This window comes from Ralstonia sp. 22111 (genome assembly GCF_052045895.1).
Lineage (GTDB): Bacteria > Pseudomonadota > Gammaproteobacteria > Burkholderiales > Burkholderiaceae > Ralstonia > Ralstonia wenshanensis.
On sequence record NZ_JBQEPR010000006.1, the window covers coordinates 240391 to 255980 of the forward strand.

11 protein-coding genes are annotated in these 15590 nt (G+C 62.7%); 3 read left to right on the plus strand and 8 right to left on the minus strand.

Annotation, left to right across the window (positions count from 1 at the left end; all coding sequences use genetic code 11):
- Positions 1-41 precede the first annotated feature (41 nt).
- From ACTJK4_RS17040 to ACTJK4_RS17060, 5 genes are all read right to left on the minus strand, one after another.
- Positions 42-1343, minus strand: a complete 1302-nt coding sequence (locus ACTJK4_RS17040; RefSeq protein ID WP_440818470.1) for an MFS transporter — start codon at positions 1341-1343, stop codon at positions 42-44.
- A gap of 166 nt (positions 1344-1509) precedes the next feature.
- On the minus strand, positions 1510-2829 hold the full coding sequence (eno, locus tag ACTJK4_RS17045) for a phosphopyruvate hydratase (RefSeq protein WP_440818471.1): 1320 nt from the start codon (positions 2827-2829) through the stop codon (positions 1510-1512).
- A 10-nt stretch (positions 2830-2839) separates the two neighbouring features.
- On the minus strand, positions 2840-4258 hold the full coding sequence (pyk, locus tag ACTJK4_RS17050; RefSeq protein WP_440818472.1) for a pyruvate kinase: 1419 nt from the start codon (positions 4256-4258) through the stop codon (positions 2840-2842).
- A gap of 15 nt (positions 4259-4273) precedes the next feature.
- The gene (locus ACTJK4_RS17055) at positions 4274-5542 is read right to left on the minus strand and encodes a glycerate kinase type-2 family protein (RefSeq protein WP_440818473.1); all 1269 of its coding nucleotides are present in this window, start codon (positions 5540-5542) and stop codon (positions 4274-4276) included.
- A 267-nt stretch (positions 5543-5809) separates the two neighbouring features.
- The gene (locus tag ACTJK4_RS17060) at positions 5810-6898 is read right to left on the minus strand and encodes a tartrate dehydrogenase (RefSeq protein ID WP_440818474.1); all 1089 of its coding nucleotides are present in this window, start codon (positions 6896-6898) and stop codon (positions 5810-5812) included.
- Positions 6899-7023: 125 nt separating this feature from the next.
- On the opposite strand from ACTJK4_RS17060, the gene ACTJK4_RS17065 reads away from it, so the two are divergent.
- Positions 7024-7959 carry a LysR family transcriptional regulator gene (locus tag ACTJK4_RS17065; RefSeq protein WP_440818475.1) on the plus strand — a complete coding sequence of 312 codons (936 nt, stop codon included), beginning with the start codon at positions 7024-7026 and terminating at the stop codon, positions 7957-7959.
- 217 nt (positions 7960-8176) lie between these two features.
- Here ACTJK4_RS17065 and ACTJK4_RS17070 read toward each other — a convergent pair whose 3' ends face one another.
- The 3 genes from ACTJK4_RS17070 to ACTJK4_RS17080 all read right to left on the minus strand — a co-directional run bounded on the left by ACTJK4_RS17070 (position 8177) and on the right by ACTJK4_RS17080 (position 11934).
- The gene (locus tag ACTJK4_RS17070) at positions 8177-9265 is read right to left on the minus strand and encodes a porin (RefSeq protein WP_440818476.1); all 1089 of its coding nucleotides are present in this window, start codon (positions 9263-9265) and stop codon (positions 8177-8179) included.
- A gap of 108 nt (positions 9266-9373) precedes the next feature.
- Positions 9374-10672 carry an MFS transporter gene (locus ACTJK4_RS17075; protein ID WP_440818571.1) on the minus strand — a complete coding sequence of 433 codons (1299 nt, stop codon included), beginning with the start codon at positions 10670-10672 and terminating at the stop codon, positions 9374-9376.
- A gap of 50 nt (positions 10673-10722) precedes the next feature.
- Complete coding sequence (locus ACTJK4_RS17080) at positions 10723-11934, minus strand: lactonase family protein (protein ID WP_440818477.1); 1212 nt, start codon at positions 11932-11934, stop codon at positions 10723-10725.
- 79 nt (positions 11935-12013) lie between these two features.
- On the opposite strand from ACTJK4_RS17080, the gene acnA reads away from it, so the two are divergent.
- Positions 12014-14647 carry an aconitate hydratase AcnA gene (gene acnA, locus ACTJK4_RS17085; RefSeq protein ID WP_440818478.1) on the plus strand — a complete coding sequence of 878 codons (2634 nt, stop codon included), beginning with the start codon at positions 12014-12016 and terminating at the stop codon, positions 14645-14647.
- A 34-nt stretch (positions 14648-14681) separates the two neighbouring features.
- Positions 14682-15578, plus strand: a complete 897-nt coding sequence (locus tag ACTJK4_RS17090) for a GntR family transcriptional regulator (RefSeq protein WP_440818572.1) — start codon at positions 14682-14684, stop codon at positions 15576-15578.
- Positions 15579-15590: the final 12 nt, after the last annotated feature.

Below are 15590 nucleotides of genomic sequence, written 5' to 3' on the forward strand. Positions count from 1 at the left end.
GCTCCATTCAAATTTGGGGAGGAGTAGAGGCGAAGGCCTGTTTAGTGCGCTGCGGCCTCGGCCGCAGCCGCCTTCGATTTCTGCGTGCTGGACAACACCAGCGTAAGTACCGCCGAAAGCATGAGCAGGCCGGCGACAAAGTAGAGTCCGCCGGCGAAGCTACCGGTCCGGTCTTTGATCCAGCCGATCATCGCGGGGCCAAAGAAGCCGCCGAGATTGCCGATCGAGTTGATGGTCGCGATGCCGGTGGCGGCTGCCGCACCGGACAGGAACATCGTCGGCATGCTCCAGAGCGGTGGCTTGGCGCAGCTGATCCCCACGTTCACGAGCGTCAGCGCTGCAATGAGGCCAACCACACCATTGGCACTGCCCGCAACCACCAGTCCCACGGCAGCAGCCACACACGCAATCACGACGTGCCACGTGCGCTCGCCGGTCCGATCGGAATGGCGAGACCAGAAGACCATCGCGACCACCGAGACGATCGGTGGAATGGCATTGAGCAGACCGACTTTCATGGACGACATGCCCAACTGCTTGATGATCTGTGGCGCCCAGATGCCGAGCGTGTAGAGGCCGGCAGAAGTACCGAAATAGATTAGCGCCAATGCAATCACCCGCAGGTCGGCCAGACCACGCAGAATGCTGTGATTGCCGCTAGCTGCCTTGTTGCTGGATTCCTCCTGCATGGCCTTGACGAGCCAAGTGCGTTCGTCTTCTTTCAACCAAGAAGCCTGTTCCGGGCGATCCGTCATGTAGAAGAACACCACCACGCCGAGGATGAATGCAGGGATGGCCTCAAGAATGAACATCCACTGCCAGCCTGCCAGCCCCATCACTCCATGCATTTCCAGCAGTGCGGCAGAAATCGGAGAGCCGAGCGCAGTGGACAACGGCGCGGCAGCCATGAAGAACGCGGTGACGCCTGCCCGGTGACGCGCCGGAAACCAATAGCTGAGATACAGGATGATGCCGGGGAAGAAGCCCGCCTCTGCAGCCCCAAGGAGGAAGCGGATGATGTAGAAACTGGTCGTCCCTTGGACGAAAGCCATCGCCGCCGAGATAATCCCCCACGTAACCATGACGCGGGCAATCCAAAGGCGCGCCCCCACCTTGTGCAGCACGATATTGGAGGGCACTTCAAACAAGAAATAGCCCCAAAAGAAAATTCCCGCGCCAAAGCCAAGAATCGATGCCGTAAAGCCCAGGTCTGCCTTCATCGTCAGAGCCGCAAAACCAATGTTGACCCGGTCGATGTAGGCGACGAAGTACAGCAACATGATGAACGGCACGATGCGCCAACTGATCTTGCGCAGCGTGCGCTTTTCGATGTCTAGTTCCATTGTTGTCTCCTTGGTTCTTCAAACAATTTCATTCACAGCGTGGGCTCGTTCTCTACCGAGCTCTCATCGCAACTTGCAGGGCAAAAAGGCGACCGACTAATTGATGCGCATGGATAGTTGTGCGCCATAAGTCTGTCTCGTCACCGCGCCCTAAGTAGTCAGGCGTTCACGGTGTCAAGCAAGCCACCTCGCCAGCTGGCCGGCTGGGGACCGACAGTGCTGCGCGGCCAGCAAAAACGGCTGCACATCCAAGTTCCGCCTCGATGTACAGAAGCCTGTTGTACTTGGCCACACGGTCAGAACGCGATAGCGATCCCGTCTTGATCTGCGTGGCTGACGTGCACACACTCAAATCTGCAATGGTTGTGTCCTCGGTCTCGCCAGAGCGATGTGAGATCACACAGGCATAGCCAGCGCGCTCAGCAAGATCGATGGCCGCCAGCGTTTCTGTCAGCGTGCCTATCTGGTTGGGCTTGATCAGGATCGCGTTAGCGACGCCGCGTTGGATGCCCTCGGCGAGGATTGCGGTATTCGTGACGAACAGGTCGTCTCCCACAAGCTGGACCTGCTGGCCCAGACGCTCGGTCAGCAGCTTCCAACCCTGCCAGTCGCCTTCGGCCATGCCGTCCTCGATGGTGGCAATCGGGTAGTCTCTGACCCAACCGGCTAGCAGTTCGGCCAGTTGCGTTGCGTCGTAAGTGCGACTCTCAGATGCAAGGACATAGGCGCCATTGCGATAGAACTCCGAACTTGCCACGTCCAAGCCCAGGGCGATGTCAACGCCCGCGACGAAGCCGGCGTCGTGAATCGCATGCATGATTAGTTCGAGGGCGTGCTCGTTCGATTTCAGATCTGGGGCGAAACCGCCTTCGTCGCCGACCGCCGTCGAGAAGCCCTGTCGCTTCAGTCGCTCCTTCAGCGTGTGGAAAACCTCAGCGCCCCAGCGAACCGCTTCCGCAAAGGAAGGAGCACCGACGGGCAGGATCATGAACTCCTGCATATCGACGTTGTTGTCCGCGTGCGCTCCACCGTTGATGATATTCATCATCGGCATGGGCAATCGCAGTGCTCGATCGGAACCCGCTATCGCCCGATACAGCGGGAGATTGGCGGAGGCCGCCGCAGCACGGGCCGTGGCAAGTGATACCGCCAGCAGTGAGTTGGCACCCAGCCGAGACTTGTCGGCCGTGCCGTCCAATCTGATCAGACATTGATCCACCTCCGCCTGGTCAGCAGCGCGCATGCCGCTTAACGTGCGTGCGACCTCGGTGTTGATATTGGCTACCGCCTTGCGGACGCCCTTGCCGAAATATCGTTCTTGATTCCCATCGCGGAGTTCGACGGCCTCCCGCGCACCGATGGACGCACCGGATGGCACGGCCGCGTAACCTTCGTTGCCGTCGGCCAGGAGTACCCGCGCCGCCACCGTTGGGTTGCCGCGCGAATCGAGCATTTCGTAGCCACGCACTTCACGGATCACCGACATGCTGACCTCCTCACTGCACCTGCGCTATGCGCAGGAGGTTGGTCGTGCCGGCTACTGTGAATGGCAGCCCTGCAGAGATTACGATGGACTGGCCGCGCTCGCCGAACTGCTCCTTGAGCACGGTGCGGCTCGCCAGGTCTGTCATCTCGAGTACATCGATCACCTCGTGGCACAACACCGCGTGCACACCCCAGGCCAACGCCAGACGGCGCGCAGTCGCCATGCGAGGCGTCATAGCGAGGATCGGCACCTCCGGACGCTCCCGAGCCATGCGCAGCGCGGAGTATCCGGAGCTGGTGTAGGCCACAGTAGCCGGTACCTTGAGCAGCCCCGCCACATGGCGCACTGCATAGCCGATCGCATCTGCGGCGTCTGCCCGCGGGGGTGTATGGGAGGCCTCAATGGCGTCGTGATAATACGGATCGGATTCGGTCCGCCGGATGATGCTGTCCATCATCGTCACGGCTTCAAAGGGATAGCGACCCGATGCCGATTCCGCCGACAGCATGACCGCATCGGCGCCGTCGTAGACGGCAGTGGCCACGTCTGATGCCTCCGCGCGCGTGGGCACCGGCGCGGTGATCATCGATTCCAGCATCTGTGTGGCAACAATCACCGGCTTGCCGGCCTTGCGGCACGTACGCACGATTTGTTTCTGGATGGAGGGCACCTGTTCGGCAGGCATTTCCACGCCGAGATCACCACGAGCCACCATCACTGCATCCGCCTCTTCAATGATCGCTTCGAGGCTTTGAATGGCGGCCGGCTTTTCGAGCTTGGACACGATGCCAGCACGCCCCTGGACGATGGCCTTGATTTCACGGATGTCTTCAGGGCGCTGCACGAACGACAGCGCAATCCAGTCGATCCCGAGTGTTAGGCCGAAGTCGAGATCGCGTCGGTCCTTCTCGGTCAATGCAGACAGCGGCAACACAACACCCGGCACGTTCACACCCTTACGATCCGACAGCGTGCCGCCGTTGATAACGGTGGTGTCCGCAAAATCCGCACCGCATTCGTCCACGCGCAGTCGGAGCTTGCCGTCGTCGAGCAGCAGTTCGGTGCCCTTGTGCAGAGCGGCGAAGATTTCCGGGTGCGGGAGGCTGACGCGCTCGGGCGTGCCGGGTGCGTCTCGGTCGAGATCGAGTCGAAACGCCGCACCGGACGCCAGTTGGACGGGACCATCTACAAAGGTGCCGATACGCAGCTTCGGGCCTTGCAAGTCCAGCAAGACACCGATGGGGCGCCCACGTTCGCGCTCAACCGCACGGATCGTCTCCAAGCGCTGCCGATGGTCGTCATGCGTGCCATGGCTGAAATTCAGCCGAAAGACGTCGGCCCCTGCCTCGAAGAGGGCGTCGATGATTTCCGGGGTGCTGCTCGCCGGGCCGAGGGTGGCGACGATCTTCGCGTTGCGCAGGCGTCTCATGAGTATTACTCCAGATCAGGGCGCGACCAGAATCGCGCGAAAATCATTCACGTTGGTCATCGTGGGGCCGGTCACGACTGCGTCGCCCAGTGCCTCGAAGAAGCCGTGTCCGTCGTTGCAAGCAAGCGCGTCTTCCGCTCGGATGCCGAGATCCCAGGCGCGCTGCAATGTGTCCGGTGTGATCACGGCGCCGGCGATTTCTTCCAGCCCGTCGACGCCATCGGTATCGCCCGCAATGGCGTGAATGCCGGGTTGCCCGCGCAGTGCGAGCGCAAGTGACAAGAGGAATTCGACATTGCGTCCGCCCCGGCCGTTGCCGCGCACGGTGACGGTTGTTTCGCCACCCGAGAGCAGAACGCAAGGCACCGGGAAGGGCTCACCGTGACGCGCCACCTCCAGTGCAATGCCACCCAGGACCTTGCCGACGTCGCGCGCCTCGCCTTCGATTGCGTCGCCCAGCACATAGGCGGCGAGTCCAGCTTCGCGCGCCACGCGCGCCGCTGCCTGCAGCGCCATGCGCGGCGTGGCGATCATTCGAGTTTCGATGCGTGGCAGGCGTGCGTCATCGGGCTTGATGGTCTCCGCTGCTTGCGAGGCGAGCGCGTCACGCACTTCAGGGGGAACCGCAATGTCGTAGCGGCGGAGGATATCGAGCGCATCAGCCAGCGTGGTCGCATCGGGCACCGTGGGACCGGACGCGATGTCGACGGGATCGTCACCGGGCACGTCGGACAGCAGCAGATTGCAAACGCGCGCCGGATGGCACGCTACAGCTAGGCGTCCACCCTTGATGGCGGACAGGTGGCGTCGCACGCAGTTCATCTCGCTGATGGTTGCGCCGGAGGCCAATAGCGCGCGGTTCACGGCTTGCTTGTCGGCCAGCGAAATGCCTGGCAGCGGCAGTGGAAGAAGTGATGAGCCACCACCCGAAATCAGGCAGACCACCAAGTCGTCTTCAGTGAGCCCCGATACCAGTTCGAGCATCTCGCGTGCAGCCTGATGGCCGGCGGTGTCCGGCACGGGGTGCGCTGCCTCGACAATGCGGATCTGTTTGCAGGGGACGGCATATCCGTAACGCGTCACGACGAGTCCGCTCACTGGTGTTCCCCACGCCTGTTCGAAAGCTTGCGCCATCGCGGCCGACGCCTTGCCCGCCCCGATCACGATCGTGCGGCCCTTTGGGCGTTCAGGCAGGGCTGTAGGCAATGTCAGTGCAGGTTGCGCAGCGGCGATGGCGGCGTCGAACATATCGCGCAGCAGATTGCGAGCGGTGTCGTCGCGCATGTCTTTTTCCAACGGGTTAGTCAGCAATGCACGCTGGTGCAGAGGAGGCACAATGAGCGACCACGCCACTGCGCGGCGCGATGCAATCGCCCGTGCAGGTACAAAGCTCGCCGAACATGCGTCGAGTCATTGCTGTCTCCTATCTGCGCTGTGGACGGCACAGCCCTGGCAGCTCTTTGTCGTCTGCTTCAGTAACTACGCGCTGTGCCCTGAGGACTCGCGGCCTGAGGATCTGACAGGCCGGCTCAGTCCCGGCCGGCCCTGCTGTCAGGCGGCTTTGGCAGCTCGGTTCGTAGCGAGGTATTCGCAGACCGCTCGGGTCACCTGCACCGTGGTGGCCTTGCCACCCAGATCGCCCGTATGCAGCGCAGGATTGCCTGTCACCGCTTCAATGGCAGCCATGACCTGTCGCGCGGCCTCGATTTCACCGAGGTGTTCAAGCAGCATGACGACCGACCAGAACGTGCCCACGGGGTTGGCGAGACCCTTGCCCATGATGTCAAAAGCCGAACCGTGGATCGGCTCGAACATCGAGGGGTAACGGCGCTCCGGGTCAATGTTCCCCGTGGGCGCAATGCCCAGGCTGCCGGCCAATGCTGCGGCCAGGTCGCTCAGGATGTCGGCATGCAGGTTGGTGGCGACAATGGTGTCGAGCGTGGCCGGGCGGTTCACCATGCGGGCCGTGGCGGCGTCCACCAATTCCTTATCCCACTTCACGTCGGGGAATTCTTTGGCGATTTGGACGGCGATTTCGTCCCACATCACCATGGCGTGGCGCTGCGCATTGGACTTGGTGATGACGGTCAACAGCTTGCGCGGACGCGACTGCGCCAGTTTGAAGGCAAAGCGCATGATGCGTTCCACACCGGCACGAGTCATCATGGATACGTCGGTAGCAGCCTCGATCGGATGCCCCTGGTGCACACGTCCACCGACGCCCGAGTATTCGCCTTCGGAATTCTCACGCACGATGACCCAATTCAAATCTTCGGGGGCGCAACGCTTGAGCGGGGCATCGATGCCGGGAAGGATGCGCGTCGGGCGCACGTTGGCGTACTGGTCGAAGCCCTGGCAGATCTTCAGGCGCAGGCCCCACAGGGTGATGTGATCGGGGATCTGATTGTCACCGGCAGAACCGAACAGAATGGCGTCTTTGTCGCGCAAGGCGTCCAGACCGTCCTCCGGCATCATCACGCCGTGCTGGCGGTAGTAGTCGCCACCCCAGTCGAAATTCTCGAATTCGAAGCGGAAGCCGGCGCCTGCGGCAGCCAGCGCTTCCATGACTTCCCGACCTGCCGGCACAACTTCCTTGCCGATGCCATCACCGGGAATCGTTGCAATCTTGTATGTCTTCATCCTTCGTCTCCTGAACAGAATCATCGCTTGGTGGCGTGAGAAGGATTCTGGTCGGTAGACGCGGTTTTGGATCGGGGATAAAGTTAAACCGTTTTCAACCTGAAGTTAACAATGAGAGAAGTGCTGTGAGTACACAATCCGCCGGCGCTGGTGCCATACAGCCCTCCGAACTTGGCTTCTTTGTGTCACTGGCAATGGCGGGCAGCCTAAGTGCTGCCGCTCGTGATCTCGGCATCTCTACAGCAGCGGTTAGCAAGCGTCTGGCTCAGATGGAAGCGCGTATCGGTCTTCCTCTGATTGTCAGAACCACACGACGCATGAGCTTGACCCCTGAGGGCGAAGTGTTCGTTGAGCATGCGCGGCGCATCCTGGGAGAGGTTGATGATCTGCAGCAGTTGCTGACTAGTGCCAAAGGTACGCCAAGCGGTCTGTTGCGCGTGAACGCAACACTTGGATTTGGGCGTATGCACGTTGCGCCAGTGATCGCGGAATACAGTCGAACTTATCCAGATGTCGACGTGCAGCTACAGCTGTCAGCGGATCCACCTCCACTCTCGGACGACGCCTTCGACGTCTGCGTGCGCTTTGGTCAGCCACCGGATGCACGTATCGTTGCACGCCTGCTGGCCCCCAACCGCCGCCTACTGTGCACGTCGCCCAAGTATTTGCGTGAACATGGAATCCCGCAGACTCCCGCAGACTTGCAACGCCACAATTGCATTGGCATTCGGCAGGGAAGCGATGCTTACGGTGTGTGGCGATTAACTCCAATCAAGGGCGCCAAGGCCCGTACCGAAGCTGTGCACGTGCGAGGCAATCTGACGACCAACGACGGAGAAATCGCGGTGAGCTGGGCGCTCGATGGCCTTGGTATCGTGATGCGAGCGGAATGGGATGTTGAACGCTATTTGCGCAGTGGCCGTCTCGTTCAGGTGCTTCCGCAGTACGCAACACCAGAAGCCAGCATCTACGCGGTGTACCCTCATCGGCACCAGTTGTCGTCGAGGATTCGCTTGTTCGTTGACTTCCTCGCCGCGCAATTTGCAAAGCTTCAGCAGTAGAACAACGGCTAACAATGTTGTTGTGGCAACCGAGAATCATAGTAAACGGTGGCCAGTTGAGTTCAGCAACGAAATCGGCGGGACTGGGGAGTAGTTGTGCGGTTCACCGGCGAGTGGGACTGATCGCATGTCCAAATAGCCGGGCCGGAGATGCGTCTAATAGGATGAGGCGCCCCAACCCCGTTGGGTGCACCTTTCTGCTCCGGACGTCTATTCCCTAGAACTTGTGGCGCATGCCAATCAGTGCGCCCGTCTGGCCACTACCGGCCAGCACCGTGCCGCCGCTGCCCAGCGCGAGTGACGAGCCGTTCCGATTCAGCGCGCGGGCGGCAGTGAAGTACAGGTCGGTGCGCTTGGAGAGCGCGTAGTCGGCCTGGACGATGAAGAGCCACGGGTCTTGGTTGTTTACGCGGTTGTCCAGGTAGTAGGCCGAGCCGCTCACAGACCAGGCGGGTGTGAAGTTGTATGTGGCGCCGAGCCAGTACATGTTGGATCGCAGCGTCGTGGTCAGCGCCGTGCTGCCCGTTGACCCACCGTACTGCGAGCGTGCCCAGCGATACCCCGCGACGAACTTCAACGGCCCGAGCGCAGTCGCCGCACCGAAGGCAACGTTCTTGTTCGACAGGTCTTGGGAGGCCACGCTGGAGCCCTGCGTCTGGTCATATGCCAGCGCAAAGCTGGTCGCACCCAGGGCATAGGCGAGTTGCCCGCCGATCTGTCGGCCCGCCTTGCTGGCACCCGGGATTTCACCACCAAAGCCAGCGTCCCACCCTGTGCTGTAGTTGGCTTCGACTGTCAGCCCGCCGAAGATGCCGAGATACTTGATCGAGTTGTCGATGCGCTGGGCGAACACCGAGTCCATTGATGTGATGGAGTACCGCGCGCCGACACCCATCAGGTCGTACGTCTTGGCAAAGTCATAGATGGGCGCGTCCTGACGGCCGAGCGTGACGGTGCCGGCGCTGCCCTGCAGCCCGACATAGGCGCTGCGGCCGAACAGGCGCGAGGTGCTACCAGTGCCGTTGGCCAACGTGCCTGTGTCGAGATTGGAGCCGTTTTCCAGCTGGAAAAGCGCCTTCATGCCGCCGCCCAGGTCTTCCACGCCGCGCAGACCGAAGCGTGAGCCCGACTGGTTGCCTGGCTGCATGCGCACGACGGATGCACTGCCGCCCCCTGTTTTGGGCACGTTGTTAATGACCTCGATGCCGATGTCGGCCACGCCGTAGAGCGTGACGCTCGATTGCGCGTGCGCGAAGACAGCGGTCATGCCGGCGGCCAATGCGGCCAGTTGCAGATGACGTTTCATGATTCCTCCTAGGTTTATTTGTAGGTAAGCAGGCAGCACCCAGCCGCCGGGCGGCTCGATGCCCGGAAGCCGGAGACGAAGAACAAAAAGGACGGGGGCTCAGCCGCCTTACGAGGGCTGAGACGAAGCCGCCTCCGTCACGCGCACGCGTAGCGTCATGACAAAGGAGATGGCTAGCAGTGCTGACAGGAACAGCAGTCCCGTCGTGGTGCTATGCGTCTGGCCTTTCAGGTAGCCGATGGCGAACGGCCCGACAAAGCCGCCGAGGTTGCCGATAGAGTTGATGACCGCAATCGACACGGCTGCAGTGGAGCGCGTGAGGAACAGTGTCGGCAGCGCCCAGAACGGCGACTTGAACGCATACAGGCCCGCAAGGCTCAGGCAGATCATCGCCATCGCAATGACGGCGTTGCCGATGAAGCCAGCTCCGACGAAAGCCAGCGCCGCCACACCCAGCGGAATCGCCGAATGCAGCCGGCGTTCGGCATGTCTGTCAGAACGACGCGACCACCAGATCATCGCCGCCGTGGCAACCACATACGGCAGCATGGCGATCAGGCCAACTTGCGTGTGTGACAGCGTGGACGAGAAGCCCTTGATGATCTGGGGCATCCAGTACCCGATACCGAGACTGCCGCACTGGTAAACGAAGTAGATGAACGACAGGTACAGCACCTTCGGATTGGCCATCACCTTGAGCGTGCCAAGGTGCGCGGCCGCCGGGCGTGCCTTCTTGTCGCGCTCCAGTTCGGCAAGTAGCCAGTCGCGTTCGGCCTCAGATAGCCAGCGCGCATCCTTCGGGCGGTCGGCGAGGTAGAGGTAGCACAGGACACCACCAATCACAGCTGGCGCGCCTTCGAGCAACAGCATCCAGCGCCAGCCGCTCCATTGCAGCCAGTGGACGTTGTCCATGATCCACGTGGAAAGCGGCGCACCGATGATGTACGACACGGGAATCGCGGCAGTGAAGAGCGATACGGTGGTCGCCAGCTCGCGCGCACGGAACCAGTACGTCAGGTAGACGATGATGCCGGGGAAGAAGCCGGCCTCCGCCACGCCCAGCAGAAAGCGCAGCACGTACAACTGCGTCGCACTTTGCACAAACGCGGACGCCATCGCCACGATGCCCCACGTGACGAGGATGCGCGCGATCCAGCGTCTCGCGCCGAAGCGGTTCAGCATGACGTTGCTCGGGACCTCGAATAGGAAATAGCCGATGAAGAAGATGCCCGAGACGAAGCCGAAAGCCTCGCTGCTGAGCGCCAGTTCCTTATTCATCTGCAGCGCCGCATAGCCGATGTTGGCGCGATCGAGATACGAAATGATGTACAGCACGAACACGAACGGAATGATGCGCCAGGTGATCTTGCGCACGATTGCCTGTTCGTCCGGCAGTGCTGTGACCATCGTGTTGGCGTGTGTTGGGACAGTGGGATTGGACACGTTGTTCACCTTCTTCAAGCCGGATGCGAGAACACCATGCAGACGGGGCTGCCGCTCTGCACGCTGTGGCCGGTCGGGCGCAGGCGCCCGCTATGTGGGTCAATGCCGAAGGCAACGATGGTGTCGCTGTCTTCGTTCAGCGCGTACAGGAAGCGGCCGCCCGGCGCGATGGAGAAGAAGCGCGGCGTGCGGCCGCTCGTCTTGTCAGCGCCCACGAAATGCAACAGCCCTGTTGCGGCGTCGATGCGGAACACGGCGATGCTGTCGTCGCCGCGGTTGGATGCGTAGACAAAGCGGCCGGCCGCGTCGACCTCGATCTCGGATGCACGGCTGTTGCCGGTAAAGGTGTCCGGCAGGGATGACAGCACCTGCCGGGGCGTGAGGGTTGCCGTGGCTGCGTCATAGCCGTAAGTGGTGACGGTGGAATCCAACTCGTTGACGACGTAGGCAAAGTGGCCGTTCGGGTGGAACGCCACGTGGCGCGGGCCGGCGCCTTCGCGCGCTTCCACAAAGCTGGGCGCGGCAGGTGTGAGGCGGCCATCGGCAAACCGGAAGGCGAACGTGCGGTCCAGCCCCTTGTCCGGCACGATGACAAAGCCGCCTGTCGGGTCAAACGGGTTGAAGTGCGGCTTGGCCTGCTTCTGCTCGACGCGGTGTGGGCCGATGGGACCGTCGAGCTTGACCAGTTGTGTGACCTCCCCCAGCGCACCATCGCCGCCAATCGGCAGCACTGCCAAGCTCGCGCCAATGTGGTTGGTCACCACCATGAACTGGCCCGAGGGGTCGATCGCCAGGTGCACCGGGTTCTTGCCCTGCGTGCTTTGTTTGTTGATGAAGGTGAGCTTGCCGCTAGCGCGGTCGACGGCAAAGGCGCTGACGTCGCTCAGGTCGCCATGCACGGTGTAGAGGCGGTCGCCCGAGCGGTTAATGGCCAGGAACGACGGGTTCACCAGGTCTTTAACGATTTGCACGGGCTCAAGCGCCGCCGTGTGCGTGTTGACGCGGAACACGCTGATCCCGTCACCGCGGGCGTTGCGCTCGCGCGTGGTGCGCGAGCCAACATAGGCATACATAGTCATGGGTTTTGAAGTCGTTGAAGGGAGGTGCGTGGCGGCCGCTGCCATGACGGGCGCGCCCACGGATGCCAACGCTGCCGCCTGCAGCAGGCGCCGCCGCAAAAGGCTGGGCGCAGGAGCGTTGGAGGGGTCGGCAAGGGCCGGTTTCATGCGTGTCTCCGTGTGGTTTCTGATGGTTGGGGTTTCCACTTGATTGCATTTTTTCGTATACACGTGCAAAAATACAGTCATGGAAAACACCTACACCCCACCTGAAGCGTCGGTAAGTGTTGATGGCGCCACTTATCGCTATGTCGATCTGCCCACGATGTTCGGCAGCGTGCTCACGCGGCTGCCGGTAGTGCTGCGCCTGTTGCTCGAGAACGTCATCCGCAACACGCGAGGTGAAGAGCGCCAGCGCGCGGTGAACGGCGTGCTGCGCTGGCTGGACACCGGCACCAGCGAGGAAGAGATCTCCTTCCAGCCGAACCGCGTGCTAATGCACGACACGACGAGCACGCCCGCGCTGGTGGACATCGCAGCCATGCGCGACGCACTGGCCGAAGCTGGCGCCGACCCAGCCGCGCTCAACCCTGTGCTGCCTGTGGATGTGTCGGTCGACCACTCGCTGGCCGTCGAGGCCTACGCGCAACCCGATGCCGCCACGCGCAACCTGCAGATCGAAATGCGCCGCAACGCGGAGCGCTACCGCTTTCTGCGCTGGGCGTCGAACACGCTGCGCGGCGTGCGCATTCACCCGCCGGGCACGGGGATCATGCACACCATCAACCTGGAGCAGTTGGCCACGGTGGCCACTGTGCAGACCATCGACGGTGCGCAGTGGCTGGTGCCCGATACCCTGATCGGCACCGACAGCCACACGCCGATGATCAACGGCATCGGCGTGCTGGGCTGGGGCGTGGGCGGGCTGGAAGCGCAGACGGTGATGTTTGGCATGCCGGTCATGCAGCGTATTCCGGACGTGATTGGCGTCCGGCTGGACGGCGCGCTGCCGGCGGGCTCATCGGCCACCGATCTGGCGCTGACGGTGACGAAGGTACTGCGCGACATCGGCGTGTCGGGCGAGTTTGTGGAGTTCTTCGGACCGGGCGTGGCGACGCTCACGGCGGGCGAGCGTTCCGTCGTCGCCAACATGGCACCCGAGTACGGTGCGACCACAGGCTTCTTCCCTGTGGACGCAAAAACGCTGGCGTACCTGCGCGCGACCGGCCGATCGGAAGACGCCATTGCACAGGTCGAGGCGCTGCACCGCCGCGCCGGTCTGTGGTTCGACCCGGACAACACACCGCGCTACACCCGCGTGCTCGAAATCAACCTGAGCACCGTGCATCTGCACGTGGCGGGGCCGCGCCGGCCTCAGGACCTACTGCCTTATACGCAGACGGGGCCCGCGTTGTCCGCCGTCGCCGCGAACGCGCAACCGAGCGCAACGCTGCCCGCGCACCCTGTCGCCATTGCGGCCATCACGAGTTGCACCAACACGTCGGACCCTGCGCAGTTGATTGCGGCAGGACTGGTCGCACGCCGTGCACGTGAACGTGGATTGCGCGTGCCGGCGTGGGTAAAGACCTCGCTCGGGCCGGGTTCGCCTGCGGCTGCCGAGTATCTGCAGCGCGCTGGCTTGATTGAGGATTTGTCGGCGGTCGGCTTCGACATCGTCGGCTTTGGCTGCACGACCTGCATCGGCAATTCCGGCTCGCTCACGGCGCCCATCCAGCAGGTCATTGCACTTGGCGAGACCGCACCAGTTGCGGTGCTGTCGGGCAACCGCAACTTTCCGGGGCGCGTGCACCCGGATCTGAGCCTGGGCTTCATCATGTCGCCGCCGCTGGTGATTGCGTTTGCGCTGGCGGGCGATGCCGCGCTCGACCTGAACGAGCAGCCGTTGCAAACCACCGCAGACGGCACCCCTATCTACCTGCGCGACTTGTGGCCGACGCGCGAGGAAATCGACGCGCTGGTCCAACTTGGCACATCGCCAGCGGACTACCGCCGTGCTTTCGCCGTTGCAACCGGCAACCCGATGTGGGCCTCCATCGATGCCCCCACGACTGCACGCTACCCGTGGGATGCGCAGTCCACCGCGCTGCGCCGCCCGCCGTTCGCGGCGCTGGACGCGGGCAGCCAGCTCGGCGAGTTCGACGCCCACCCGCTGCTCGTACTGGGCGACGACATCACGACCGACCACATCTCGCCGGCCAGCGCGATTCCGAAGGACAGCTTCGTCGCCGATTTCCTTGTGGAGCGCGGGGACGATCGCAACGACCTGAACGTCTTCGCATCGCGCCGTGGCAACTGGGAGGTGATGGTGCGCGCCGCGTTTTACAACAAGACGCTGGTGAACTTGCTGGCACCTGGTGCACCTGTCGCCCACACCGTGCACGCACCCAGCGGCGATGTCATGCCGATCCACGAAGCCGCGCAGCGCTATCACGATGAAGGTGCTTCAGTTGTGCTCCTGGCGGGTGCGCGCTACGGCACCGGCTCGTCGCGCGACTGGGCGGCCAAGGGGCAGCGGCTGCTCGGTATCCGGGCGGTCATTGCGGTAAGCTTCGAGCGCATTCACCGTTCCAATTTGATTGGCATGGGCATCTTGCCGCTGCGGTTTCCGGTAGGGATGAATCCGCAGGCGCTGGCCATTCAGCCGGGCGATACGGTTCACATCTCTGCGCCGCCCGAGCGGATCGAACCGCGTTGCACTGTCCCGGTCCGCATTCATCGCGCCGACGGCCGTGTGGAAACGTTCGAAGCGACCGCCGCTGTGGAAACGCAGCTCGAAACCGCGCTGCTCCGTCGTGGCGGCGTGATCCCCTCTATCTTGGGGGACACGCCGGCGGAACAACACGCGACCGCCTCGGCGTAATCCGCAGATGCCCATGCCCCATGCCCCACACGCCATGAAGCACGACCGCCCCATCGCTACGCAAATCGTCGATCTGATCCAGGCCGAGGGCATGGAGGTCGGCTCGCACCTGCCCGCGCAGATGATTGCCGACCGGCTGCGCGTGTCGCGCTCGCCCGTGAACGAGGCGCTGGCGCTGCTACATGAAAAGGGCATCCTCGCGCGTGAGAAGAACCGCGGCTACTTTGTCGCCAAGCCGGTCACGGCGCCGGCTTCGGTGGTCGCCACCGAGCTGGGCCTGGATGAAGACGACGTGGTGACCCGCGCGTATTTCCAGATTGCCGACGACCGCCTCAAGGGTCTGCTGCCCGATGAGTTTGCCGAGCAGGCCATCCGCACGCGCTATGGGCTGACGACCACTCAGCTCAACAGCGTGCTCGGCCGCATCGCGCAGGAGGGGTGGGCCGAGCGCAAGCCGGGTTACGGCTGGCAGTTCTCAACCATGCTGACCACGCCCGACAGCCTGCTGCAGTCGTATCGCCTGCGCCTGGCACTTGAGCCGGCGGCATTGCTGGAGCCGACGTATCGGCTGGACGAACGCGTCATCGAACGGCTGCGTGCCGCAGAGAACCATCTGCTCGACGGCGGCATCGAAACCGACACCGCCGACCAACTCCACGACCGTGGCGTTCGCTTCCATGAATCGCTGGTGGAGGCTTCGGGCAACGCGTTCTTCATCGACACCATCCGTCGCGTCAATCGCGTGCGCCGCCTGTTGTCGTATCGTTCGATGCAGCATCGCGAGCGCTATCCCGAACACGCCAAGCAGCACCTTTACATCCTCGAACTGCTCGAACGCGAGCGCAACGAAGAAGCCTCGAACATGATGCGCGCGCACCTACGCCACACGCTCGACGCCATTTCCAAGATCTCGAACATCCTCACCCCTTAGCCAACGAACGCA